At 67.2% G+C, this 25582-nt stretch carries 29 protein-coding genes; all 29 read left to right on the top strand.

From position 1 onward, the window contains the following. Positions 1–11 precede the first annotated feature (11 nt). Positions 12–608, top strand: a complete 597-nt coding sequence (locus PSRA_RS04200; protein WP_094660653.1) for a hypothetical protein — start codon at positions 12–14, stop codon at positions 606–608. A 202-nt stretch (positions 609–810) separates the two neighbouring features. Continuing rightward, positions 811–3201, top strand: coding sequence for a bifunctional DNA primase/polymerase (locus PSRA_RS04195; RefSeq protein ID WP_094660652.1), 2391 nt, complete (start codon positions 811–813; stop codon positions 3199–3201). Then, positions 3198–3635 (top strand): hypothetical protein, encoded by a 438-nt coding sequence (locus PSRA_RS04190; protein WP_094660651.1) that lies wholly within the window; start codon positions 3198–3200, stop codon positions 3633–3635. Before PSRA_RS04195 ends, PSRA_RS04190 begins: the two co-directional genes overlap by 4 nt. Continuing rightward, positions 3632–4405, top strand: a complete 774-nt coding sequence (locus PSRA_RS04185) for a hypothetical protein (RefSeq protein WP_094660650.1) — start codon at positions 3632–3634, stop codon at positions 4403–4405. The genes PSRA_RS04190 and PSRA_RS04185 overlap by 4 nt, the downstream gene beginning before the upstream one ends. A gap of 227 nt (positions 4406–4632) precedes the next feature. Then, positions 4633–4971: an HNH endonuclease gene (locus PSRA_RS04180; RefSeq protein WP_094660649.1), complete on the top strand. Its 339-nt coding sequence runs from the start codon at positions 4633–4635 to the stop codon at positions 4969–4971. 202 nt (positions 4972–5173) lie between these two features. Continuing rightward, complete coding sequence (locus tag PSRA_RS04175) at positions 5174–5635, top strand: hypothetical protein (protein WP_094660648.1); 462 nt, start codon at positions 5174–5176, stop codon at positions 5633–5635. Continuing rightward, the gene (locus PSRA_RS04170; RefSeq protein ID WP_245834885.1) at positions 5628–7052 is read left to right on the top strand and encodes a terminase; all 1425 of its coding nucleotides are present in this window, start codon (positions 5628–5630) and stop codon (positions 7050–7052) included. The genes PSRA_RS04175 and PSRA_RS04170 overlap by 8 nt, the downstream gene beginning before the upstream one ends. Before the next feature lie 2 nt (positions 7053–7054). Further along, positions 7055–8512 carry a phage portal protein gene (locus PSRA_RS04165; protein ID WP_094660646.1) on the top strand — a complete coding sequence of 486 codons (1458 nt, stop codon included), beginning with the start codon at positions 7055–7057 and terminating at the stop codon, positions 8510–8512. After that, a complete protein-coding gene (locus PSRA_RS04160) occupies positions 8496–10022 on the top strand; it encodes a VG15 protein (protein WP_094660645.1) in 1527 nt (508 codons plus the stop codon). The genes PSRA_RS04165 and PSRA_RS04160 overlap by 17 nt, the downstream gene beginning before the upstream one ends. A 12-nt stretch (positions 10023–10034) precedes the next feature. Beyond that, on the top strand, positions 10035–10310 hold the full coding sequence (locus tag PSRA_RS09140) for a hypothetical protein (RefSeq protein ID WP_143516323.1): 276 nt from the start codon (positions 10035–10037) through the stop codon (positions 10308–10310). A gap of 61 nt (positions 10311–10371) precedes the next feature. Next, positions 10372–10896 (top strand): Panacea domain-containing protein, encoded by a 525-nt coding sequence (locus PSRA_RS04150; protein WP_094660643.1) that lies wholly within the window; start codon positions 10372–10374, stop codon positions 10894–10896. After that, positions 10886–11200, top strand: coding sequence for a hypothetical protein (locus tag PSRA_RS04145; RefSeq protein WP_094660642.1), 315 nt, complete (start codon positions 10886–10888; stop codon positions 11198–11200). Before PSRA_RS04150 ends, PSRA_RS04145 begins: the two co-directional genes overlap by 11 nt. A 104-nt stretch (positions 11201–11304) precedes the next feature. Next, positions 11305–11565 carry a crAss001_48 related protein gene (locus PSRA_RS04140; RefSeq protein WP_094660641.1) on the top strand — a complete coding sequence of 87 codons (261 nt, stop codon included), beginning with the start codon at positions 11305–11307 and terminating at the stop codon, positions 11563–11565. After that, on the top strand, positions 11552–11908 hold the full coding sequence (locus tag PSRA_RS09480; protein WP_211280481.1) for a hypothetical protein: 357 nt from the start codon (positions 11552–11554) through the stop codon (positions 11906–11908). The genes PSRA_RS04140 and PSRA_RS09480 overlap by 14 nt, the downstream gene beginning before the upstream one ends. 184 nt (positions 11909–12092) lie before the next feature. Then, positions 12093–12581: a hypothetical protein gene (locus PSRA_RS04130; RefSeq protein WP_094660640.1), complete on the top strand. Its 489-nt coding sequence runs from the start codon at positions 12093–12095 to the stop codon at positions 12579–12581. 21 nt (positions 12582–12602) lie between these two features. Beyond that, positions 12603–13505 carry a phage major capsid protein gene (locus PSRA_RS04125; RefSeq protein WP_094660639.1) on the top strand — a complete coding sequence of 301 codons (903 nt, stop codon included), beginning with the start codon at positions 12603–12605 and terminating at the stop codon, positions 13503–13505. Next, positions 13502–13729 carry a hypothetical protein gene (locus PSRA_RS09350; RefSeq protein WP_094660638.1) on the top strand — a complete coding sequence of 76 codons (228 nt, stop codon included), beginning with the start codon at positions 13502–13504 and terminating at the stop codon, positions 13727–13729. The genes PSRA_RS04125 and PSRA_RS09350 overlap by 4 nt, the downstream gene beginning before the upstream one ends. Before the next feature lie 7 nt (positions 13730–13736). Next, a complete protein-coding gene (locus PSRA_RS04115; protein WP_245834884.1) occupies positions 13737–14108 on the top strand; it encodes a Gp19/Gp15/Gp42 family protein in 372 nt (123 codons plus the stop codon). Further along, positions 14105–14440: a hypothetical protein gene (locus tag PSRA_RS04110; protein WP_094660636.1), complete on the top strand. Its 336-nt coding sequence runs from the start codon at positions 14105–14107 to the stop codon at positions 14438–14440. Before PSRA_RS04115 ends, PSRA_RS04110 begins: the two co-directional genes overlap by 4 nt. A 10-nt stretch (positions 14441–14450) precedes the next feature. Beyond that, a complete protein-coding gene (locus PSRA_RS04105) occupies positions 14451–14792 on the top strand; it encodes a hypothetical protein (RefSeq protein ID WP_094660635.1) in 342 nt (113 codons plus the stop codon). Then, the gene (locus tag PSRA_RS04100) at positions 14789–15157 is read left to right on the top strand and encodes a hypothetical protein (RefSeq protein WP_094660634.1); all 369 of its coding nucleotides are present in this window, start codon (positions 14789–14791) and stop codon (positions 15155–15157) included. The genes PSRA_RS04105 and PSRA_RS04100 overlap by 4 nt, the downstream gene beginning before the upstream one ends. Before the next feature lie 47 nt (positions 15158–15204). After that, a complete protein-coding gene (locus PSRA_RS04095) occupies positions 15205–15780 on the top strand; it encodes a phage tail tube protein (protein WP_094660633.1) in 576 nt (191 codons plus the stop codon). A gap of 6 nt (positions 15781–15786) precedes the next feature. Beyond that, positions 15787–16110: a hypothetical protein gene (locus PSRA_RS04090; protein ID WP_094660632.1), complete on the top strand. Its 324-nt coding sequence runs from the start codon at positions 15787–15789 to the stop codon at positions 16108–16110. An 11-nt stretch (positions 16111–16121) separates the two neighbouring features. Continuing rightward, positions 16122–16517 carry a hypothetical protein gene (locus tag PSRA_RS04085; RefSeq protein ID WP_094660631.1) on the top strand — a complete coding sequence of 132 codons (396 nt, stop codon included), beginning with the start codon at positions 16122–16124 and terminating at the stop codon, positions 16515–16517. A gap of 6 nt (positions 16518–16523) precedes the next feature. Then, the gene (locus PSRA_RS04080) at positions 16524–19826 is read left to right on the top strand and encodes a tape measure protein (RefSeq protein WP_143516322.1); all 3303 of its coding nucleotides are present in this window, start codon (positions 16524–16526) and stop codon (positions 19824–19826) included. Further along, positions 19826–20725: a hypothetical protein gene (locus PSRA_RS04075; protein WP_094660629.1), complete on the top strand. Its 900-nt coding sequence runs from the start codon at positions 19826–19828 to the stop codon at positions 20723–20725. Before PSRA_RS04080 ends, PSRA_RS04075 begins: the two co-directional genes overlap by 1 nt. A gap of 10 nt (positions 20726–20735) precedes the next feature. Further along, positions 20736–21590 carry a hypothetical protein gene (locus tag PSRA_RS04070; RefSeq protein ID WP_094660628.1) on the top strand — a complete coding sequence of 285 codons (855 nt, stop codon included), beginning with the start codon at positions 20736–20738 and terminating at the stop codon, positions 21588–21590. Further along, the gene (locus PSRA_RS04065; protein ID WP_158216315.1) at positions 21587–22831 is read left to right on the top strand and encodes a hypothetical protein; all 1245 of its coding nucleotides are present in this window, start codon (positions 21587–21589) and stop codon (positions 22829–22831) included. The genes PSRA_RS04070 and PSRA_RS04065 overlap by 4 nt, the downstream gene beginning before the upstream one ends. Before the next feature lie 10 nt (positions 22832–22841). Further along, on the top strand, positions 22842–25574 hold the full coding sequence (locus PSRA_RS09345) for a hypothetical protein (protein ID WP_094660626.1): 2733 nt from the start codon (positions 22842–22844) through the stop codon (positions 25572–25574). The last annotated feature ends 8 nt before the right edge of the window (positions 25575–25582 follow it).

The following is a 25582-nucleotide window of genomic DNA, read 5'->3' as shown; positions in this document are numbered from 1 at the left end:
AGGAGACCATCATGTTCGAAGAATTCACCCAGCAGGGCGAGAAGACCCGCGCCGCATTCAACGGCAGCAGCCAGCCCGGCGACACCGTCACCGGCACCATCACCGGCAGCCGCGAGGTCCCGGCCACCGAATTCGGCACCGGCAAGCCCGTCATCAGCAAGTTCACCGGCAAGCAGCTCATGAAGACCGTCATCACCATCCAGACCACGCTCCGCGACGACCCGGACGACGACGGGCTGCGCGGCGTGTGGATCAAGCAGTGGGGCGACCAGGCACGCGCGTTCGGCGCTGCAGTCCGCGACGCCGGGTTCACCCCGGGCGAGGGCGACGTGCTCACCGTCACCCTCAAAGGCACCAAGGAGACCAAGAGCGGCTTCCGCGAGAAAGTGTGGGAGTACAAGCTGACGCGCGGCCAGCACACCGTCGCCGGCACCAGCACGTTCACACAGGCTGCACAGCAGTCGGCACCGGCACAGCACGCGCAGACAGCGCAGACGGACGCGCAGGCCAAGGCCGACCAGCTCCGCGCACTCGGCGTTCCCGAATCCGAAATCCAGCGCCTCACCGGCGGACAGCAGGCCGACCCCTACGGTCCCGCCGACTTCTAAACCGAAAAACCTTACGCCCTTACGCTTCCATTACGCGAAAGCGTAAGGGCATGAGGCTTGGAAAATCAACAAAAAACAGGCGGCCTTACACTTCTTACGCCTAAACGGTATATAGCGTGTGTGTTTTGTTTTACTTTTAATCTATACGCGCGCGCGAGAGAAGCGTAAGAAGTGTAAGGCCGCCCACGGATCGAGAGACACCATGGACGGAACACGATGGGCGCTGTGGGAATGTTCGCTCATTCCCGACGGCCCCAAGTACTTCCCCAGCGCCCTGCACAACATCCACCAGGGCACCGCGGAGGAATTCGATTTCATCGACCGCATGAACCGGTACGTCTGCCTGCCAACCTACAACGAGGAAAGCCTCGACAATAAGGGCCGGCGCCAATTCACGCCAGTGCCCGCCTGCTCGCTCTGGCAGGCGAAAGCCGTGTGGGACTTCGCCAACTGCTGGCTCCTCCTCGACGATCAAGGCAAGCACCTATACCGGCGGCGCGTAGACCCGACAGGCCGCATGGCCGAACTCGGGTGGGAGCGTGTCGAAAGCCTCGCCGACGCGTACCACGCCGGAAAAGGCGAAGCCAACCCCATGTGGGACGAGCAGATCAAGACAGAGGCAGCGAAAATGAGCGTGTACGGAACGCAGGACGGGCCGCTCCTACGCGTGCACCGCGGCATACGGTTCGCCGACCGCATCTACGCGCGCGACCCACAGACCGGGCACGTGACACTCATACGAGAAGGCAAGCCGGGGTGGAAGGAGGCCAGCGAACAGGCGTGGATCCTCACCGTGCCCTGCGCATACGACGAGGGGCTTGCCTGCCGTGCGGCTGACATGCTCGCCAGCCTGACGGCGGACGAGGCGAGCGCGGAGAACCTCACCCGCATGTGGGCCACCCCGATGCTCGAGAAGTGGAAGCACATCACGTATGTGCTCCACGGGCAGGGCGGCGACGGCAAGAGCCTCCTGCTCGGCAGCCTGTCTGACAGTTTCCCGGATTGCGTCGCCCAGGTGGACGCCGCGACGCTGGCCGGAGGACGTGGGTTCGAGAAGCAGCAGGAGGCACACAGGCTCATCGGCCGCCTGTGGGTTTTCGACGATGACGCGGACAGCATCGGCCTCGCGGACATGACCACGCTCAAGAAGGTGAGTACGGGCGGCGCGATCACCGCGCGTCTGATCGGACGGGACGCGGTGAGCTTCAGCCCGTCGGCGACGCTTGTGATCGCCACGAACAACGATTTCCTCACGGACGGTAGCCAGGCGAGTCTGCGCCGGTACGCGTTCGTTCGCATGCGCGGGCCGGAGAGGCCCGGCGGTTTTGGTGACGTGGTCGAGTTCCGCCGCGAGCACGGGTGCCTCGGCTTCCTGATGGCGTCGTGTGACCTGTGGCTGATGCGTGGCGACGAGCCGCGTCATGACGTGAGCCTGGCAGACCCGCTCAAACTGACTGACAAGGAGCAGGACATCGTTGAAGCCGTATGCGACGGCGGCGGGAAGACCGCGGTCGGCGATCTGCTGGTCAGCGTGTCGCCCAAGCGCAGCGTGCAGGAGGAGACGCTCGCCCGCCTTGGCCTCGCCCGCCTTGGCGTCGTCTGGGACAAGTCGCAAGGCAAGGCCGTGAGGTGCATTGGCGTGGTTGACGAGGCGAGGTTCGCGCCGTATCGCGAGGCGTGGCAGGAGGCACGGCGCATGGCCGAGGCGGCTGAGGCTGAGGAGGCCTCCAAGCGTGTACCCGTTCCACTGCCTGACGGTGGTGACGTGCCCGCGCCGGACGCGACCCCGGACTCGTACGGGTTCGCATGCGACTACGTGCCAGCCCGCCCGGACAAGGTGGCAGTCAACTGGAAGAAGCTCGTCGAAGCGCCGGACGTGGACACGTCCAAACGCCCGGACTCGCCTGTGTACGCTGTGATCCCCGCGCCCGGGTACTGCGTGCTCGACCTCGACACCGACAAAGGCGGCGGGGCCGACGGGTGGACCGTGCTCCAGCGTGAGACCGGATCGTATGGCGGCGAGCGCCTGCCGCGCACGTTCGTGGTTGGCACGCCCAGCGGAGGCGCCCACCTGTACTACCGCATCCCCGACGCGATGTGCGGCCACCTTAAGGACGCGGTGCACGCCCAGGGCATCCCAGTCGACATGCGCGCCGAACGCAAGGGCTACGTCATCGGAGCGGGCAGCGTGACTGACGCTGGCAGGTACACGCTGCTCGACGTTCCGCCGGACGGCGAGGCCGTGCCCGACCTCACGCCCCAGCTCTGCCAGTGGCTCGTCGCGCACGGGTACACGGACACGCCAGCCGCCCAGGGCATAGCCGGCATGCAGGCGTTCAAGACGGCCACGCGCGACGCGTCAGCCGCCGGCAAAGGCGGCACGTGGCATGCGGACATGACCCCGATACCGGAAGGCCAGCGCAACAGCACCCTCTACAAGTGGGCGTTCGGCAGGCTCTACCACCACTCGGACAACTCCACGCAGATCGAGGCCGACGTCCGCGAGCGCGGCCGTGGCAGTGGCCTGCCTGACTCGGAGGTGGACACGATATGGCGGAGCGTCCAGCGTGGTGTGAGCGAGGCGGGCGCATGAGCTGGATTGCGGAGATCACCCGGCACGGGAGCGGCATCACGGCTGGCCGGTGCCCCGGGTGCGGCAAGACGGTCCTGCGTACGCGCGACAGGATCGTGGAGGACTGGGACCCATACCCTGTGCGGACACAGGTGGAGATGGCTGAGGCGCAGGTGATGCGCCGCACGCCCGGCCGTCTCGTGGTGCACCCGGGTGCCGGGTGTTCGATTCTGACGCAGGTGCCGCCCTACGGGTGGCGGGCGGGGGAGACGTACCTGCTGAGGCACGTGTGCCGTGCGCCGCGCATCGGCGGCGCGGACACCGGCATGCCGGAGGGTGGGGCGCCCGCGCAGGACACGTCGTTCCTACCCTCTGCGCGGCCAGTATCGGGCGACCCGTGGGCGGCCGAGGAGCCGCCCCTGACCCTATTCGACCAAGACGAGGAGGAGCAATGAGCGGAAGCATCTGCCAGTCATGCAAGGCCAAGACAGGCGGCGCGCGCCTATGCGACAAATGCACAAGCGAGTGGAGGCGTGAGCTGGAGAGCATACCGGGCGTGCGCGCGGCGCTCCAGTCCAAGGCCATGCGGCAGGCCAGCCGCCCCCAGGGCGGCGGGCCGCGCAAGGGCACGCCGCCGCAGCCGGTGGACTGGACGGCCAGTATGCAGCTCGAGGAGCTCGACCTGTGGGTGCGCTGGCTGGCCACGCTGGCGGACGAGCGCATGTGGTGCGTGCATGATTGGAGGCGGTGCCTCGCCGTCGCCGTCACCGGCCTCGACCGCATCGCCGCCAAGAGCCACGAGGCCGGGTACGCGAGGGACTCGACGCACAGCATGCTCGCCAGGTGCGAGCGCCTATGCGACCCGCCCGCGGAACGCAGGCCGGTCGGCGACTGCCCCGGCTGCGGGCAGACGCTGTTCGCCTGCGCTGGTGACGCGACCGTGCGGTGCCGCGTGTGCGGCACCGTCAGCCTCGTGAGCGTGCTCGAGGAGTCGAGGGCCGAGCGAATCCGCGAGGAGACCGCATGGCACGAGGTGTCGGGCACTCCCGCGCAGATAGCGCGCTGGCTGTCGGCCATGACCGGCGTGCACGTCACCGGGCGACGCGTCAGAGTCTGGATCCACAGGGGCAAGCTCGCCGGGGACAGCCTGGGCGACGGAGTCTACCGCGTGTCGTGCCGCGCCCTGTTGGACGCGCTCGACACGCCGCTTGACAGGACGAGGTGAAACGCTATTGTTAGTAGTGTTGGCCAGTCCTATGGGGCTGGCCTTCGTCGTATCCGCGAGCGGCGTGGCTTTTTGGTGTTGATTTCCCCAGCCGCCCGGATGCGCACGGGGCCCGCCACCAGGTGGCGGCGCGCAACCCCCGGGGCGTCCTTCGTCCCTTTTCAGGCGCCCCAGACCTCCCGCCGCAGTGTATACGCGCGTGCCGGCCCGATACCGGAGGCCCCACCATGACATCCAAGAGCAACCCGCGCCGACGCAACGGCAGCCGCCGCACTCGTCTGCGCAAGCGCGTGCTCGCCGCCTACGACGTGTGCTGGCTGTGCGGCCGGCCGGTGGACAAGAGCCTGCCGCCCGGCCACCCGTGGAGCGGTGAGGTGGACGAGGTCGTGCCGGTCAGCCGAGGCGGCGACCCGTTCGACTGGGACAACGTGCGGCTCGCGCATCGGATCTGCAACGAGAGGCGCGGCGCACGGTCGCCCGAGGCGGCGCGCTCCATGCTCCAGGGCGTGGAGCCGTCGGCTGAGTGGCGCGCGAGCTCGCGCCGCAACCGTGCGAGCGAATGGTGATGCATTGCATCGCATGCGTTCGCACAAACGGACAAGATTTTCGAACGTTCGTGCGTAAACAGGTGTTCTTCGAACAGTCGTTCGAGGTGGGTGGGCGGGTGACCCCCGCCGCCCGGCCGCGGCCCCCCCGGGCAAAGGGCCACTACCTCCCCCAAAGGAACGGAACGGAACCACAGGCGAACGGAACGGAACGGAGCTAGGGATGAAATGCATCATATGCGGCTCCGAATTCCGCCCCCGCGGCGGCGGGAAGCCGCAGAAGTACTGCTCGGAGAAATGCCGCAACAAGGCGAAGGTCAGGGCACGCAAGGCCAAGGCCGACGGCACGCGGCCGCCGGCGGCAGAAACCGCGAAGCCAGCACCCAAGCCCAAACAGGCGAAAGAGCGCCCGGACCTGAGCCGTGACGAATTCAAGCGCATGATGGACGAAAGCCTCGAGGACGTGCTGCGCCGTAACCGCGACCGCCTCTCGCAGGCCTTGGATGACCCGGATACGCCGGCGAACGCCCTGGCGGCGATAAGCCGCCAGCTGATCGCGGTCGTGGAACGCCTCGACCGGCTCGAGGGCGGCGACCCGCTCCTCGACATCGACGCGGGCGATGATGCGGACACTCAGAATCTGACACAGGAGGCCGGCGATGGCGCGGGGAAGGCGATTGTCTGAGGTCGCCGCCGTCCTCGAATGGCCGGAAGAACAGGCCGTCCGAAGCGACTTCGACCGCATCCGCACCGTCGCCGCCCGCATGGGCATCGACTACGACCCGTGGCAGGCCGGGCTCCTGTGGATCCTCTTCAGCCGCGATTCGGACGGCCGCTACTGCTGCGGGCAGGGTGGCCTCACCGTCAGCTCATGCCGCCAGATCGGCAAGACATACACGCTCGGCACCGCCTTCTTCGTCAAGTGCATGCTCAGCCCCGGCCTGAAGGTCATCTGGACGGCGCATCACACGCGCACGTCGGACGAGACTTTCGCGGACATGTGCTCTCTGGCTCAGATGCCGGCCGTGGCGCGGCACATCGACCACATCCGCCGCGCGAACGGCCAGCAGGAGATCGTGTTCGCCAACGGGAGCCGCATCATGTTCGGCGCGCGCGAGAACGGCTTCGGCCGCGGCCTGCACGGCGCCGACGTCGAGGTCTTCGACGAATCACAGATCCTCACCGACCGCGCCCTGTCGAACATGATCCCGGTCATGAACACCGCGACAGACCCGCTGGCCGTGTTCCTTGGCAACCCGCCTAAGCCGGGCGACCCGTCGGACGTGTTCGCTACGAAGCGCCGCCAGGCGCAGGCCGGCAACGCGAAAGGCATGGCCTACGTCGAGCTCGCCGCGCCGCGCGACTGCGACAGCGACGACCGCGAGGCATGGGCCAAGGCCAACCCCAGCTACCCGCTGCGCACCAGCGAGGACAGCATCATCCGCATGCGCCAGCTCCTGCCCGAGGATGACTTCCGCCGCGAGGCCTTGGGCATCTGGGACGAGACCGGCGGTGCCGGGGTCATCACCCCGGAGACGTGGAAGGCGACCGAAGTCACGGCACGGCCGGACGGCGGCACCGTCAGCTTCGGCGTGGACATGCCGCCCGACCGGTCGGAGATCAGCATCGGAGCGTGCGCCCGCTACCCGGACGGCACCGCGCACGTCGAACTCGCCGCATGCCAGGGCGTGCACGAGCATGGCACGCGGTGGGCGGTCGACTGGCTCGCAGACAGGTGGCCGCATGCTTCCGCCGTCGTCATCGACGCTCAGAGCCCGGCGCTCAGCCTCCTGCCCGACCTCAAGGCCCGGCATGTCAAGGTCACGGTCACCGGCGCGAGGGACATCGCCCAGGCGACCGGCCGCATGCTCGACATGCTCGGCGCGCGCACTGTCACGCACCTGCCGGCAGCGGACCAGCCGGCGCTCGCGGACGCCGCGCTGCGCGCCACCCTCCGCACCGTCGGACAGGGCGGCATGACCGCGTGGCAGCGCACCGGATCTGACATTGACATAAGCCCCCTGGTCGCGGTGACCCTCGCGCTGCACGGCGCGTTCACCAGCCGGAGGCACCCCGGCAGACAGCAGAAAGTGATGGTCTGAAAATGCCTGACATGTCCATGCACGCGGGCAAGCCGTTCATTGCGGTGGAGTCCGCCGACGTGACAAGCATCGACGGCATGCCCGGAGGTGATCTTGCGGTCACGCGCCGTCTCCTACGCGTCTGGCGGGACAAGTACCCGCGCAATGTGCTGCGCAGCGCATACTACGACGCGCGGAACCGGTTCCGTGACTATGGGATAAGCATCCCGCCGAACATCCGCTCGCGCGCCGGGAACGTCGTCGGCTGGGCGCAGAAAAGCGTCCGCGCGCTCTCCGACAAGAGCGTGTTCCGCGGGTTCGCCACACCGGACGGCGACCCGGATGGAGTCTCGGACATCTGCGCCGCGAACCGTCTGGCCACGGACGTCGGCGAGGCGATCGTCAGCTGCTACAAGCACTCGTGCTCCTTCCTCACTGTCGACCTTGACCCGGAGGAGCCGGAGCCCACGCCGTTGGTCGTGCCCCGTTCCGCCGACTGGTCGGCCGGCCTGTGGGACCCTGCCCGCCGACGCATGGAGGGCGCGCTGACAATCACGGACGACGACGAGAACGGCCGCATCACGGCGTTCACGGTGTGGCTGCCCGGCAGGAACTGGGAGTGTCACAGGGTGGGCGGCGAGTGGGTCGGGGAACTGCACGAGACAGTGCTCCGGGGTGTGGGCGTCGTGCCGTTCGTGTACGACGCGCAGATGGACAGGCCGTTCGGGCGTAGCCGCATCAACAGGTCGCTCATGGCGCTCATCGACATGGCGTTCCGTACGATGGTGCGCATGGAGGCCACGGCCGAGTTTTACAGCGCGCCGCGCCTGTGGTTCCTCGGGCTCGACCCGAACGCGTTCACCGCCGGCACGTGGAAGAGCCTCGTGAGCAGCGTGAACGCGGTCAGCCGTGACGAGGACGGGCTGGTGCCGGAGATGCGGCAGGTGACGCAGGCGAGCATGCAGCCGCACGGCGACATGCTGGAGACGATTGCGATGCTCGCCAGCGCGGAGACGGACATCCCCGCGGAGCGTCTGGGCATCCGCCTGTCGAACCCGACGAGCGCTGAGGCCCTGGCGGCGAGCGAGAACGAGCTGACCCGTGTCGCCGACCGGCAGAACGTCGTGTTCGGGGACGCGCTGATGCAGGCGATGCGCATGGCCGTCCAGTTGAGGAACGGCACGACGGACGTGCCAGTCCTGGAGGGCGTGTCCCCGGTGTGGGCGCCGACCCGGGTGGTGAGCGACGCGGCACGCGCGGACTTCTACACGAAGGTCGCGAGCGTGAACCAGGCGTACGCTGGGAGCGACGTCGCCCTGCGCCGTCTCGGCCTGGACGAGGCGGAGATCGCGGGGGTGAGGTCGCGCGAGCAGGAGCAGCGCGCGCAGGCGCGCATCGACGCGATCACCCGCCCCACCCCGACCGGCGAACAGACCGGGCGGGACACGGTGAACGGGGGTGCCGATGGCGGGCAGCAGTGACGCGTTCAGCCCAGAGGGCGGCGGCCTGTCCACGTCCAGCGATCCCGGACTCCGCAGGGAACTCGACGCCGCGTGGCGGGAATACCAGGACGAACTCCAGAACCTCGCCGACGAGCTCTCGGAGGAAATCGAGCAGGCCTATGACGCTGGCGGCATCCACCGCCAGGACATCCCCTACCTCATCAGGGAGGAGACAAGGGCGGCGGGGCAGCTCGCCGACAACTACTACGACACGGTGCGCTCTCTCTGGCAGAAGCACGGTGTTGACCTCCCGGGCTTCGAACACCCGGGCACCATCGACCCGGACAGGACGCTCTACAGGGTCGCCGGAGGCTCGACCAACACCGACGAGCCCGGCCTCACGTTCACAGAGCTCATGAACGGGCAGGGGCATGGCCTTGCCATCGATGACTTCTGGCGGATCGCCGCCAGCGGCTCCGCACATGATGGCGGCGCGATGTCCATGGAGGACTGGCAGCAGGTCGCAGGCGACATGATCCGCCAAGGGGCGAGGGACCGGACGCAGACTCTCGTCAGGCGCGACCCCGCGAAACCGAGGTATGCTCGCGTGCCGCGTGGCGCGGTGACGTGCGCGTTCTGCACGATGCTCGCCGGCCGCGGCTTCGTGTACTGGACGGCCCAATCCGCGGGGCTGGGGAGCACTTACCACCGGCACTGCGACTGCATGATCGAGCCGAGCTTCGGCAAGCAGGAGCTGTCCGGCTACGACCCTGACCCGTACCAGCGCCTGTACACGGCCGCGAGGTCGAGGCTTGACGCGGAGCGTGGCGCCGGGAACTACTCGTACAAGGACATCCTGAGCGTCATGCGGCGGATCGGCGGCGGCATGGTCACGGACGCGGCGCCCCTGGCGCAGGACGCCTCTGATGCGCTGTCCGACCCGACCAGCTGGGTTGGCATCACTCCACGGTCGCTTAGGCATCTCTCCGCGCGGGCGGACGACCTCGAGGGGTTGAGGAGTGGGTTCACGCGAGCCCAGCGTTCGGCGGTGCGCAGGTGGAAGAGCGGCAGCTTCAAACGCATCAACGCTGCGTTGTTCGCGGATGGCGAGCTTCCGCAAGGCGTCGCGGAGGAAGCTTCGGTGCTGGACTCCGTCATTGGTCGGAGCCGGACGATCCAGCAGTTCAGCGTCAGCCGGTACATGCGATTCGACACGTTCGGCGTCACCTCACCTGAAGAGCTCCTTAACAAGGAGGATGGGGAAACTTTCGATGTCCCCGGTTTCATGTCAACGACGCTCAAGAAGGACGGCGTTGACATAAGCCACGGCCAACAGGATGCCGCGCAGGAGAAGATGGTCGTGCGCATCCTCGTGCCTCAGAACACCCACTGCCTGTACCTCGAAGGCGTAAAGAGCGACAAAGGGGAGGGGCAGCTCGAGATCCTTCTGCCGCGCGGAGGAAGCCTCGAGTTTCTTGGAGCGGCAACCGACGAAAAAGGCGATATAATCGCTTATACGCGTTTCCGTGAGGGCGTGGGGAAGTTATGAGAGGAGCTCCAGATGGCTGACAAACCGCATGTGTATGGGGATGACCCCAAGGACTGGGATCAGGACTTCGACGGCCCGCTCGACTACCGTCTCCCGGTGCTCCGCCCGATAACGGATCCGGAGGAACAGGCTAAACGCCAGCGTGAACTTGGCATTACTCCACAGGACCCTGATGAGCATAAATGGGTGAGCAGTCATGCGATAGCCTTGTACCGTGCCGGCAAGCCCGTCAACACCTTCAAACTGCAGGCCGAGTACAGACGACTGAAAAAAGAGGGAAAGCTTTGAACCTGCCGCCCGCGGGAGTAACTTGGGGTTGTGAAGGTCTGGAACGGCGAAAGGAGCGGACATGGCCTGCGATGATTCGAACACTGGTGGTCTGTCCGGTGCCGGCGTGCCTCCTTCCTATATCGCGAACGCCATCCTGGCGCGTTCGTTCCGCGACGGCGTCCCGGTGACGCCCATGAAGTTGCAGAAGCTGTTGTTCTTCGTGTGCTGCATGTACCAGCGGAACACGGGGAGGCGCCTGGTGTCCGAGAGGTTCCAGGCGTGGAGGTACGGTCCTGTGTGCCCGAGCGTCTACGTCGAGTTCAAGGGGTTTCGCTCGGGCAGGATAACGCGGTACGCGCAGGACGCGCTGGGCAAGTCCTATGTGATCGACGAGGGCTCAAGCCCGGCCCTCAGGTCCGTCCTGGACGTCGTCTGGGACAGGATGAAGGGCTATGACGCCGTGTACCTCAGCCGCGTGACGCATCTCCCCGGCTCCGCCTGGTCGAAGGCTAACGACGGGGGCCACCTGTACGTGGACGAGGTGGACATGACGGATGACACCACGTTCGACCATCTCCTGACGGGCGCGCCCCATGGCCGCTGAGGGCACCGGAGGCATCCCGGACGATGCGACGGAGGACGTGCCGCCGTCCGAAAGCAGGGACGGTGACGCGATGCAGGCGGCCCCGGCCCCGACCCCGGAGCAGAGGCATGCGTGGGGCGTGGAAAATTTCCGGAACCAAAGCGCCAGCTCGTTCGTCAACGTCTGCATCTTCCTGGTCGTCGTCCTCGCCGTTGCGAGCGTGTTCTTCCCCGACGGGAAGTCCGGCGTGGTCGATTCCGTGGTGGATATGCTCAAGGTCGTCACGACGACGTCCCTGGGCTACTTGTTCGGCAAATCGCGATAGGCGATTCACCTTGTTCGTTTTTTTCTAGCCGCCTTCTGGCGGCTTTTCTTGTAATTGGCCCCGCTCCGGCGGGGCTTTCGCATATCTGAAAGGAAGGTGGGGTCATGTCTGATGGCATTCCCGGGTATCTGATGCGCATGGTCGACGAGTACAGGGAGCTCGTGGGCAGGAGGGAGAGGCTCTCGGACTACAGGGCTGTGCATTTCCGTGAGTTGGAGGAGTCCGGCGAGGAGGAGCTCATGAGTGACCAGGAGCGTGCGATCCGTGAGTATGCGGACGTGCTGATGAAGCGCCTCCGCTTCCACTTGGGCGACCGTGCCATGGAACTCGTCACGGATCGGAGTGGGTGCGATGGCACGGCTTGATACGGTGGCGTTCCCTGCGATGGCAGTGTTCGATGCGAGCCATCAGAAGGCGGATAAGTGGCAGGTGCTGAAGTGTCTGGAGGAGGCGGCTGAGCTTGCCGAGGCTGGTAAGGCGTGGGTCAAGGACGGCTCGGACGTGAACCGGCGCGCCATGCTGGATGAGCTGGCTGATGTGTTGCAGACACTGGCCAACCTCATTGACGCCTACGAGATCACGCCAGACGAGCTGCGACTGTCTTGCGGGCGTGTGTTCGAGAAGAACTCGGCGCGAGGCATGTACCTTCCGGGTGCGCGTTCCCGCATGAGTCGCGAGGGCGACGAGCATGCGGGAAACGACGCATAGCAACAAAATCTTGCCCCGTCCGTGTGAGGGGGCGTGTGGCTGTCGTGTAGTGCGCGCGGGGTTGCCCATAGCCCCGCGTCCCGGTGCAAATCCGGGGACGGCCGCGAATCTCCACGGGCCGCACGGCGCGTGGAACGGTGGGCCCCGCACGGGGCCCGGATCACAGCAAAGGAGCCACAGGCATATGGCAGACGAAACCACCCAGACGGACGGGACGGCGGTGACGGCGGGCGCGGAGCCGCACGGCGACGCGCAGGAACCGGAGCGGCCGCAGGTCGACTGGAAGGCGAAGTACGAGCAGGCCGTCGCCGAATCCCGCAAGTGGGAGGAGCGAAGCAAGGCCAACCGCCGTCAGGCGGACCAGCTCAAAGGGGAGGCCGACGCGGCCAAGACCGACGCTGACCGCCTCAAGGAGCTCGAGGGCAAGGTCGCCGAGTACGAGACGGCGGAGCAGCGCGACGCGTGGGTCAAAGCCGCCGCCGCCAAGTACGCCATCCCTACGGACATCCTCTCCCTCGTGTCAGCCGACAGCGAGGAAGCGATGATGGACGCCGCCAAAACCATCGGGCGCCACATCCACACCGGCACACACGGCCAGGGCAGCACACCCAGGCACGAGGCGGCCGGGCAGAAATCACGCGAATGGGTGGACGAACTGTTCGCCCAGCTCTGAACGAACAAGGAGGAATATTCCATGGCAATGACAACCGGCAAGGTCAAGCTGCCCGACGAAGTCGTGACGGCAGTCATCAACAAGGCGAAGGACACCAGCGTCATCGCCGCACTGAGCCCGTCCACGCCGCAGGTCTTCACCGACCGCGACTACCTCGTCTTCAATGGCCGGAGCGAGGCCGACGTGACGGCCGAGGGCCAGACGAAGAGCAGCTACGAGCAGGACACGACTACCGTGACCGCCAAGCGCTTCAAAGTCCAGACGACGACCCGCGTCACGAGCGAGCTCCAGTGGGCCGACGAGGACAACCGCTTCCAGATCATCAGCGCGATCCAGGAGGACCAGGCCGCGGCGATCGGCCGCGCGCTCGACTACGTCGTGCTCCACGCCATCAACCCGAAGAGCGGCGAGGCGCTGGCCGGGTATGACGCGCTGAGCGGCACCGCGGTGCAGGTCACCGCGGGCGACGACGACATCGCCAACGTGGACGCGCTCGCCTCCGCGGTGAACGACCTGTACGACGTGAACGGCGTCGCGCTGAGCAAGACGTGGGCGGCGAGACTCCGCAAGCTCCGCGTGCCCGCCACCGGCATGCGCTACTTCCCGGAGATCCCGCTGAACCTCCAGGCCGGCACGCTCGACGGCGTGAAGGCCGCGACCAGCGGCACCGTCAACGGGCGTCTCGCGAAGACCGCGACCAACGTGCTCGCGTTCATGGGCGACTTCAGCCTCATCAAGTGGGGCATGGTGCGCGACGTCACGAGCACCATCATCCCCTACGGCGACCCCGACCAGACCGGTGTGGACCTGAGCGCCGTCAACCAGGTCGCGTACCGCACCGAGGCCGTGTTCGCGTACGCGGTGCTCGACCCGAAGGGCATCGCTGTCCTCAAGTCCGCGGCCACGGGCACGGCGGGGAAGTGACGGCGATGATGTACCCGGTCCAGAGGCTGGTCGTGACCGACGCGCCCGGCGGCAGCGTGCTGTCCAGCGCGCCGGTCAGCATCGTCAACCCAGACGGCACGCCAGCGATCCCACGCAGGGCGCGCGCGGTCGACGACGCGAAGGGTAAGACTGTCGCCGATGTCACGGCGACGGTCAACGCGCTCCTCGCGTCGCTCCGCGAGGCCGGGGTACTCGAAGGGTAGGCGCGCCATGACGGACGTTTACGCGACCGTGGAGGACGTGACCGCCCGGTGGCGCGCCCTCTCGGACTCCGAGGAGACGCGGTGCGGGGCGCTCATCGAGGATGCGGGCGACCTTATCCGCACCACGTGCCCCAACTGGCAGACGGCCGGAGCGGACACGCTGCGCCGCGTCACGTGCGCCGCAGTCATCCGCGCCCTCCAGTCCGGCGACATGGCCGGCGTCACCCAGTCAAGCCAGACCGCCGGCCCCTTCAGCCAGTCATGGTCGTACTCGAACCCATCCGGCGACCTGTATTTGACCAAGGCTGAGAAGAAGGCTCTCGGCGGCACCGTGCGCCTCGGCAGCACGGACATGAGCCAACTCGGAGGCGCACAGTGAGAGGCGAGACCGTCACCATCATCCGCCGATCGAAGGCGGGCGAGGACCCGGCCGGCGGCACCCTCTGGAGCACCATGGAGGAGACCGTCGATGACGTGCTCGTCGCCGACGGCTCCCAATCGGACTCCACCGAGCAGACCATGCCGGACGGCGTTACCGTCGCCCGCACCGCCTACATGCCCCGCGCGTGGGCGTGGCACAGCCTTAAGGGCTGCCGCATGCGCCTCGCGGACGGCACGGAGTACGAGGTCGTGGGCGACCCCCACCCATACGACGGCGGTCTCACGCCCACCAGGTGGCATATGGTCGTCCAACTGACCGCCATGAAGTAAGGAGGCAACGATGGCACAGGTCATCGTCAAACTCGACGGCGCGGGGCTCACGGCCCTGCGCCGCGACCCGGGCATCGTCGGCGAGGTGGACAAGGCCGCCGCGCGCGTCTGCTCGGCCGCGAACCGGCTCGCCGCCGGCCACTCGCTCAGCGGGTACGCGCGCACCAGGCCGAAAAGCCCCTACTACAGGCAGTCGGCGGCCGCGACATTCGCGGTGGCGAAGGCGCGCGACTCGCGGGTCGGCACCATCGCCCTCGTGCGCGCCGCAACGATCCCAGCCGCCATCGCCGCACGCAAGGACAACCTCCTGCGCAAGGCCGTCGGCCAATGCCAGACGGGAGGCTCCGAGTGAACGCCGAACAGACTGTCGTCGCCTACCTGAAGACGGTTCCCGGCCTGTCCGGCGCGGGTATCGGATTCACCCTGCCGGAGGGCGCGAAGCCCACGGGAGGCACGTACGTCACCGTCGAACGCTCCGGTGGCAGCACGCGCAACCACGTGGACACCGCGCAGCTGACGGTCATGGTGTGGGCTCCGACCCCGTGGACGGCGTCCGACACGATGCACCGGGTGCTCGCGCCCGCCCTCCGGTCGATGGCCGACGAATCCCCTGACGTGGGCATGAGCCGCGTCGACGGCATCGTCGAGGACTCCTACCCGTCCGACCCCGTGTGGCCGCGCTGGACGGCGCAGCTCACCATGACGTGCGTCCTCTAGGCACACGCCCCCAGATTTTCCACTATCTGTACTTTTAGGAGGACATCATGTCCAATGTTGCAATCGGCAAGCCGAAGAAAGTCAGCGGCGTCGTGTACGTCGCACCGAAGGGCACGACCCTGCCCACGGACGCGACGGCCGCGCTCGACCCCGCTTTCGTCACCCTCGGTATGCTCTCCGACGACGGCATCGAGAACGAGCCGTCGATCGACACGACCGACGTGACCGAGATGGGCGGCACCAACGCCCTCACCGTCGTGTCCGGTTATTCGGAGACCCTCGCGTTCACGATGATCGAGACGACCGCCGCAGGCATGAAGCTCCTGTACGGAGACTCTTCGGTCACCGGCACGGACTCGACCACGCTCACCGTCAAACACACGCAGCCGGACAGCACCGGCAAGGTCATCGTATGTGAGATCCTCATGGCCGGCTGGAACCACGTCAAGCGCCTCGTCGTGCCCGACGCGACCGTCAGTGACCGCGACTCCATCACCTACGCCGCGTCCGACGCGGTCGGATACGGCGTGACCCTCGCGTGCAACGCCGACGCTGACGGCGTGACCATGACCGAGTACGTCGCGCCCATCACATCGACCACCTCGACCTCCGCGGGGAAGTGATAGACAGTGAGCCAGCCCAAGCAGACCAAAGGCATCCCAGCGCCGCAGACGGTGACCGTCGACGTCAACGGAGTCACCGTGACCGTCGACCTCAAAGCCTTCGACGACTGGACGTTCCTCGACGATCTGTCACGCGTGGAGGCCGCCGGCACCGGTGAGTCCACCGACGTGGGCGACCAGCTCAGGGTCGTGAACATCGTGCGCCGCATCTTCGGCAAGCAGTACCGCGCCGTGCTCGCCACTCTCGCCGACGACGAGGGCCGCATCCCCGTGCAGGGCGTCATGGACGCGCTCACCAAGGTCCTGAGCACCGCGGCCCCAAACTCCTGACGCTCGCGCGGATGTGCGTCCGTGCCCCTGACACGCTGCGCGCCGACATGCAGCGCGTCTACGGGCTGGACGTGGACGACATCGGCGCGGGCATCCGCGTCCTGCGGGCGGCCGACCTCGCCGCCAACCTCCCGCTGGACGCGCTCGTCTGGCACCGCCTCGACCCGCGCGCCGGGTGGGACGAGAGGACAGCGCTCCTCGCAAGCTTGCGCGACTCGTGCGCGTGGATCGCGTGGAGCATGAGCAAACACCCCAAGGGGCAGAGGTGGCGCGACCAGTGGCCGCGCCCCGGCGACGGCAAGCGCGACGGGCGAGGCGACCCCACCGTCGCATCGGGTACGACGGAGCAGGTGCTCGACATGCTCAGCCGTCCCCGCGGCAAAACAGAGACAACCCAGACCCACTAGGAGGGCATGATGGCGACACAGGTAGCCCAGGCATACGTCCAGATCGTCCCCTCGCTCAAGGGCATCAGGAACGCCCTGACGCAGGGTCTGGGAGGCGAGGTCAGCAAGGCGGGCGACTCCGCCGGCAAGACCCTCGGCGAACACCTTACCGGCGGCCTGTCCGGCGCCTTGAAGGGCGTGGGCGGCGTCGTGGGCAAGGCCGTGGGCGCCGTCGCCACGGCCGGCAAGGCCGGTGCCGTCGCCATCGGCGGCATGGCCACGGCCGTCACCGGCCTCGCCGCCACCGGCGGCGTCACCCGCGCCCTCCAGATCGAAGGAGCGCAGGCGAAGCTCACCGGCCTCGGCCACTCGACCGAGGAAGTCGCCGGCATCATGTCCGACGCCATGGCCTCGGTCAAGGGCACGGCGTATGGTCTGGGCGACGCGGCCAGCGTCGCCGCCACCATGGTCGCCAGCGGCATCAAGCCCGGACAGCAGCTGTCCAGCGTCCTGAAGACCATCGGCGACACGGCCACCATCAGCGGCCGAAGCTTCCAGGACGTCGGCGCCATCTTCTCCTCGGTCGCCGCTCGCGGAAAGCTCCAGGGCGACGACATGCTCCAGCTCACGAGCGCCGGCGTGCCAGTCCTCCAAGCCCTGAGCAAACAGCTTGGCAAGAGCACCTCGGACGTCAGCGAGATGGTGTCCAAGGGGCAGATCGACTTCCAGACGTTCGCGGACGCCATGCAGGCGTCGCTCGGCGGCTCGGCACTCGCCAGCGGCCAGACCTTCAGCGGCGCGCTTGACAACGTCAAGGCGGCCCTGTCGCGTCTCGGCGCGGCGGCCGCCACCCCGGCGCTCGCCGCGCTGAAGACCGTGTTCAACGCGGCGATCCCCGCCGTCGACGGGCTGACCGCGAGCCTCCAGCCCGTCATCGACCAGCTGGGCGGCGCTTTCACCAAGGCCGGGCAGAAGGCGGCGGACTCGCTGCAAGGCATCGGCGACAAGATCAGCGCAGTCATCCAGCTCCTGTCGACCGGCGACTTCACGGGCGAGATCGGTGCGGCGCTCAATGTCGAGGAGGACAGTCCGCTCGTCACGGTCCTCCTCGCCGTGAGGGACGCAGCCGAGAGCGCCGGCTACGCGCTTGGCAACGCCAAGGACTGGCTCGCACAATTCCTCGGCGAATTCTCGTCCATGGCAGGGCCAAACGCCTTCAACAGCACCGTCGACGAAATGTACACCGCGCTCATAACCCTGTCACAGGGGTTGTCCGGCATCATACCGGACGCGCAGAACGCCGGCCGCATCGCCGAAGGTGTCTTCTTCGACATCAGGATGGCGGTGGCCTCCTTGATGCCGGCGGTCTCATCAGCGATTGACTGGCTCTCGCGCTTCTTCCAAAAGGTTGACGAGGCCGGCATAGTCGGGGCGCTCGGCTCGGCACTGGTGACGGTGGCCAAGGCTTTCGGCGACTTCGCGCAGGCCGTCATGGCGGCCATACCGCCGGACTCTTTCGCGGACGCGGTCAACCGGATCATCACGCCGCTGCAGTGGATAGCCGACCACCAGGGCGTGGTGACGGCAGCCTTGTACGCGATTGCCGGCGGACTTGCATTCAAGGGTGTCTCATCATCCATCGGCACTGTCGTCGGCGTCCTCGGCAAGCTCCCCGGCGTGCTGCAAGGAGTGGCGACGGCCGCGCAGGGCATCGGCACGTCGGCCGGCAACATCAAGGCGTTCTTCCAACTCGTCGCCGAGGGCAATGGCATCGGCGCGAGCCTGTCCGCGCTCGGCAGCGGCCTCGGCATCGTCAAGAACGGACTGAGCGCGCTCTCGTCCATCGGCGGCGCGGTCACCGGCGTGCTCGGCGCCATCGGAAGCGCGTTCAGCGCCCTGGGCGCCATCATCGCCGCCAACCCGCTCGGCGCGCTCCTCACCGTCATCGCCGCGGTCGTCGCCGGTCTCACGCTCTTCTTCACCAAGACGGAGACAGGCCGGCAGGTCTGGTCGAACATCGCCGCGTTCTTCACCAACGTGTGGAACGGCATCCTGAACGTGTTCCGGACCGTGTTCGGCGCAATCGGGAGCTTCTTCACCAACGTGTGGAACGGCATCTGCGGGTTCGTCGGAGGCGTCGTCAGCTCGATTGCGGGCGCCATCACGACCGCGTTCAACGCCGTTGCCAGCTGGTGGCAGGGCGTGTGGAACACTGTCAGCAGCGTGTTCACCACCGTGTGGAACGCGATCCTCGGCTTCATCGTCCCGGTGTTAACCGGTTTGGGCGAGTTCTTCTACGACGTGGGCATCGTCATCGCCGCCGTGTTCGTCACACTGTGGCGAGGCGTGCAGACGGTGTTCGTCACTGTGTGGAACGCGATCCTCGCGTTCATCACGCCCATCGTGACCGCTATCAGCGACTTCATCACAGGCGTGTTCAACGCCATCGCCAGCTGGTGGAGCGGTGTCTGGCAAGGCATCAGCGACTTCTTCACGGCGATCTGGAACGGGATCTGCGGGTTCGTCGGCGGTGTCGTCAATGCCGTCAGCGACACCATCACCACGGTTTTCAACGCCGTCGCATCATGGTGGAGCGGCGTGTGGCAGGGGATAAGCGACTTCTTCACCAACATCTGGAACGGGATCTGCGGGTTCGTCGGCGGCGTCGTCGACGCCGTCAGCAGCGCCATCCACAGCGTCATCGACCCCATCGCCGCCTGGTGGAACAACCTGTGGCAGGGAATCAGCGACACCTTCAGCAACATCTGGAACGGCCTGTCGACCGCCGCGGAGAACGCCGTCAAGACCGTAGTCGATAAGGTCAAGGGCATCAAGGACAAGATCCTCGACTGCTTCAAGAACGCCGGCGAATGGCTCAAGGACGTCGGCGGGCACATCCTCGAAGGCCTGTGGAACGGCATCAGCGACAAGTTCAACTGGCTGAAGGACCAGATCAGCAGCATCTGCGGCAACGTGGTCAGCTGGGCCAAGCAGGTGCTCGGCATCGGCAGCCCGTCCAAGGTCATGCGCGACGAGGTCGGCAAATGGATCCCCGCCGGCATGGCGCTCGGCATCCGCGACGGCCGTACCGGCGTCCGGCTAGCCACCGAGGACATGATGGAGGCCGTCAGCGGCGTGCCCGCGCCAGTTCCTGGCGTCACGTGGAGTACGGTCGGCGGCGGCACCACGGGCCTCCAGCCCGCCGCGGCATCCTACGGGCGGGCTGCCGGGACGACGGTCAACCTGACCGCGCCCATCATCCGCGCCGACGACGACCTGTACGTGGCCGCGCCGATCCTCGCGCGGACACTCGCACGGGAGGTGATCTGATGACAAGGACGGCAAGCACCATCCAGTGCCGTCTCCGCGCGCCCGGTCTGCCCGACCTGTGGGTCGGCGGACAGGCGGGGCGCGGACGCATCCCGCTCGTCCTCACGGATGACGGGATCGACGGATGGTGGAGCGCGCCCAGCGCCAAGACGAGCCTGACGGAACTCCAGTCGGGCGACGGCGCGCACACGCCGGCGGACGAAGACATCGTCTACTCCGCGCGCACCATCATCATCAACTACGCCGTGCTCGGCGACAGGCACACGCAAAACGAGGCGCGTGACGCGATCGGCATGTTCATGGGCCGCGCTGGCGTGACGCTCACCGTGTACGACGCGGGCACTGCGCGGCAGGCGACAGGGTACGTGACCCCCGCGTGGAGCGGCACGTGGGTCGAGGCGGCCGACACGGGGAGCATCACCATCGTGTGCGCCGACCCGCTGAAATACGACGCGACGCCCACCATGGGCGTGCTCGAACCCGGTACGGCCACCGTGCTGGGCGGGCTCACGTACCCGGCCGACTACCCGGTCGACTACCACGAGAACAGGTCCTCCGGCGGCTCGTGGACGGCGACGCTCGTCAACCACGGCAACCACGCCGCGTACCCGACTCTCGGCTTCACCCTCGCCGCCGGGCATTCCGGCACCGTGGGCATCAAGTGGGATGACGGGCTTGGCGGCGCGGGGCGCGTCGCATGCTCACCGCCGCCCGGCAGCACGACCCCCATCATCGCGGACACCAGACACGGCACGGCAAGCTACGCGGGCCTCGACATGACCCCGTCGTTCACCGCCCGCCAGTGGCCGACGATACCGCCCGGGCAGACGCTCACCCTCACCTACGAGGGCGCGGCGGGCGGCCGCGTCACATACGAGACACGAGGAACCTACATCTAAGGAGCAAGACATGAGCGGATCACTCGGAACCGGGCGTGACTCGACTGGCACGGGACTGACCGCGACGGACCACCGCCGCATCCTCGCCGCACTCTACCCGTCCGGAGGCATCGTCTCCGGACTTGGCGTGACAGGCGGCGGAGGCCTCTCATACACTGTCGCCGCCGGAGTGGCCGTCGTGCCCAGAGGCTCGGACGGCACGCGCGTGGCAGCCTACGACGGCGGCACGGTCGCCGGCACGGCAGGCGACTCCACGTACCCGCGCATCGACCTGATTGCCCTGAAGGCGCTCGACCCCTCTCTCGACGGGTCGCACACGGTCACCGTGAGCGTCATCAAGGGCACTCCGTCCGCATCGCCCACGGCGCCATCCCTGCCCGCTGGCAGCATCACCATCGCCCAGGCGTACGTCGCCGCCGGCATGACCAGCACAAGCACCGGCGCGGCCATCACGCCCGGCGCGGCCGCCGTACCCTACGGCGCGACCATCGGCCGCATCGCGCACGGCGACAACACCGGCACAGACGCGCAGGACTGGAGCGGCGCGTGGACGCTGCAGGTCGCCACCAGCACCAAGAACCTCCCGACCAAAAGGCTCGCCGAATTCCGGTACACGTTCCGCGCGTCCGCCGGCGGAGACTCAAGCATGTACGTACGGCTCGTCATCGACGGCGCTGTAGCCAGCGACGGCGCGGACGAGGTGGCCGTCGGCAGATACTACAACAGGCAGACCGTCACATGGGTGGCGGAACTGCCCGCCGGCGTGCACAGCGTCGGCGTGCAAGCCATGGGCAACACGGGGGCGCCGCAGGCCACGTGGCAGGGTCTGCGCAGCCTTGACGTCATCGACCTCGGGGTCGCGTGATGAGAATCGACTACTGGCTGGCCGACGCGCAGACCGGCATACTGCGCGAACCCATCGACCTCGGGCGCGCCTCCTGGAGCCTGACGGTCGGCGACTCAAGCCTGAGCACCATCAAGAACAGGCAGGTCGGCAAGGACGAGGTCAAGGACGTCGACGTGCCGTGGAGCGCGATACCCGGCGAAACGCAGCAGGACAGGTGGCACGCGATCGAACCGCAGAGACGCGCCATCGTCGCATTCGCCCGCACCAGCGGCGACATCCGCGCCGGCAGCATCGGCACGCCGTTCCTCTACGGCGTCATCAGCGGCCTGTCATGCGATTGGACGAGCGTCACCATCACCGTCAGCAGCGTGTACAGTCTCCTCGCCGACCGGTACTGCGTGCCGGAAGGCGGGTACGGTGAGCAGAGGGCGCGCGGCGTGCTCTCATGGAGCGGCATGACCTACCGTGGCATCGCCAGCGAGGTCGGCTGGCAGTGCACCGACGCGAAACCCGGCGGCCTCCTGCCCGTCGACTGGCAGTACCGTGGCGAGAGGCACACGCGCGTCGGCGGGGAGGACGCGACCCTGCACACCCGCACATACCAGGCGTGGAACGTCGCCAACCTCAGCGGCAAGGACATCCTCGACAAGATCGCCGGACTGTCCGACGGGCCGGACATGCAATGGCGCCCCTATCTGACGGCCGACGGTACGCGCGTGCGCACCAGGTTCCTCGCCGGCAGCGACACGGACCCCAGCCTCCCGCAGCCGGCCGTGCCGCCGTACTGGAGCGTCATGCCGCGCGGCGGCACGCTGGAGAACGTGAGCGTCGACTGGGCCATGAGCTACCAGCGCGTGTACGCGACAGGCAGCGGGCAGGACGCGGAGACGCTGACCAGCCTCGCCGAGGACATGGGCATGCCGGGCGCCGTACCCGGGTATGTGATGCGCGAAACCTCCTACTCGGACACGGACGCGGACCAGTACGACGCGCTGCGGTCGGCCGCGCTCGCGCAGCTCACGGCCCAGTCAAGGCCCATCATGCAGATAAGCGGGGAATACGACCTCAACGACCCCGGCACACCCCAGTTGGGCAGCGTGTGGCCCGGCATGCGATGCGTCGTCGACATGCAGGGGCACCCGTGCCTGCCGGACGGCGAGTACGACATGACGCTCATGGAGATGAGCGGCGACGGCGGGAGCCGGGTCAAGGTCCTCTTCGACGTCGCGACCGTCCCCTGGTATCAGGGAATCCGATGAAAGGACAAGAGTGAAGCACATCAAGATCGGCGGAAGCGACCTAGAGAAGGTCGCGCGCCTCGCGAGCAAGGCGCTCGACACGGCCCGCAGCCAGCAGACGTCCAACGCGGGCAGCACGTTCGTGCCCGACGGGCAGAAGGACGCGGACGGCAAGCCGCTCGGCACCGGCACCATCGTCACCGGGAACGGCGGCGGCATCCGCCAGTGGGTCAACGACGCGACCGTCCCCGGCACGCCGACCGGACTGTACGCAACAAGCAGCGACACGGCAGTCACCGTCGCATGGGACGGCACGCTCGACGGCGCGCAGCCGCCAGCCGACTTCCAACGCATCGATATCCTCGCCGACGGGACGGTCCGCGGCACGCTCACCGCCGCAGGCACCCTCGACATCATGGGACTGACGGTCGGCTCGACCGCCACCATCACCGCCGTCGCCTACGATGACGCGCACGACTCGGACGGAAACCCCAAGCCCAACCAGAGCCCCGCCAGCCAGCCCGTCACAGTCACCGTCACCGGCCCGAGCGCACTCCAGTCCGACCTCGACAAGCTCGACGCGACGCTCAAAACACTCAACGACACCACGCTCCCGGACCTCGACAAGCAGCAGCAGCAGCTCCAGACCGACCTCGCGCAGGCACAGAAAGACCTCGACACACTCAACAACACCACTCTCCCGTCGGTCAAAAGCGACCTCGCGCAGGCACAGACCGACATCGACACCCTCAACAACACCACGCTCCCGTCGGTCAAAAGCGACCTCGCGCAGGCACAGACCGACATCAAAGGCCTCACCGGCGACATCCAGGCGGCGCAAAACTCCGCAGACACCGCCAACAGCGACCTGACGGCGTACATCACGGCCACCGCGAAGACACTCGAGGACATGCAGGGGCAGATCGACGGCAGCATCCAGACATACTTCAACCCCGAGCCGCCCACCACTGGCAACGAGCCGGCATCCAAGTGGACCAGCGACACCACCAAGGCCAACCACCTCGGCGACCTGTACTATGACACCATCACCGGTTACTGCTACCGGTGGCAGGTGTATGACCAGGAATACTCATGGCAGCGCATCACGGACGTGGATGTCACCAAGGCCCTCGCCGACGCCGCCAAGGCACAGGACACCGCCGACGGCAAACGCCGCGTATTCGTTGCAACTCCGAATCCGCCGTACGACGAAGGAGACCTGTGGGTGCAGGGCTCCGCGGGAGACATCAAGGTGTGTACGACGGCGAAGACCGACGCCCAATCCTACGCGGCCGGCGACTGGACGCTCGCATCCAAGTACACCGACGACACCGCGGCACGCAACGCACAATCGACGGCCGACGGGAAGAACACGATCATACGCAGCACCACGCCTCCGACCTCGTCCACGCCGAAAGGCAAGGCGGGAGACCTTTGGTTCGTCTACTCCGGCACGACATGCACGGGCCTGTATGCGAGCGATGGAAGCGCGTGGGTCGCCCAGCCGCTCGCCAACACGGCCATCGCAAGCCTCGACGCGGGCAAGATAACCACTGGCTACCTGTCCGCGAACAGGCTCGCAGCCGGGAGCATCAGCAGCGGCAAGATCGCGACAGGCGCAGTAACCGCCGACAAGATCTCCGCGCTCGCAGTCTCGTCGGACAAGCTGTCCGCGAACGCGGTCACCGCCGATAAGCTGGCCGCGGACTCGGTGTCCGCCGACAAGATCGCCGCGGGCGCGGTCTCTTCGGACAAGATCGCGGCGAACGCGGTGACGGCGGGGAAGATCGCGGCGAACGCGGTCAGCGCGGGCAAGATCGCGGCGAACAGCATCAGCGCGGCCCAGCTCATCTCCGGGTGTGTCTCGTCGGATAAGCTGGCCGTGAACTCGGTCACCGCCGCCAAGATCGCGACGGGCGCGGTGTCCGCCGACAAGCTGGCGGCGAACTCCGTCACGTCGGGGAAGATAGCCGCGGGGAGCGTCGGCGCAAGCCAGATCATCTCCGGCAGTATCGTCGCGGATAAGATCGCCGCCCAGGCCATCACGTCGGACAAGCTGGCCGCGAACGCCGTCACCGCCGGAAAGATCGCCGCCAACGCCATCGACGGCAAGACCATCACCGGCGCGACCATCAAGACGACGAACGGGCGCGTCACCATCAGCGACACGGGCATCACCAGCACCGACTCGAACGGCGAGACCGTCGTCAGCATCCCCAGCGACGGAACCGGCATCACAGCCACGGGAAGGTTCGTCGCCAAAGACGGCGTCGCAAAAGTCGTAACGGAAGCATACGCATCCCCTGACGGGTCATCAGTAGGCACCATCACAGATTATTCGTGCGATGGAGCCAGCGCCATCAAATTGCAGGCGTTCGACTTCACCGATTACGGCACAATCAAATTCTATGCCCAAGTCGGCAACATCGCCTATGCGGGGACGTTGGGCGAGCCAGGATACGTCTATGCCATGTATGGGGGCATGGAGTACAAGGCCATCGCCCGCGGCGAGTATTCGGTTGACGTGCCTGCCGGTGACGGCGTGCACATCCAGTTCTCCCCGCATTTCCACGACAAGCCGACGGTCACCATCACCGAGGATTACGACGGTATCGCTGACGTGTCGGCGCGCCTGTTCGAACCCATCGTCCACGGCGTGGACCACGCGGGATTCTGGGTGCGGCTCCTCCGCCGCGACACACACGAGTGGGCCACGGACACGCAGAAGATGCACTTCCACTGGACCGCCACGGCCATCGGATAAGGAGAGAG

It is taken from the genome of Pseudoscardovia radai (assembly GCF_002259605.1).
Classification (GTDB): domain Bacteria; phylum Actinomycetota; class Actinomycetes; order Actinomycetales; family Bifidobacteriaceae; genus Pseudoscardovia; species Pseudoscardovia radai.
The sequence above is the reverse complement of the archived record's forward strand: the minus strand, read 5'-3'. Positions and strand labels throughout refer to the sequence as shown.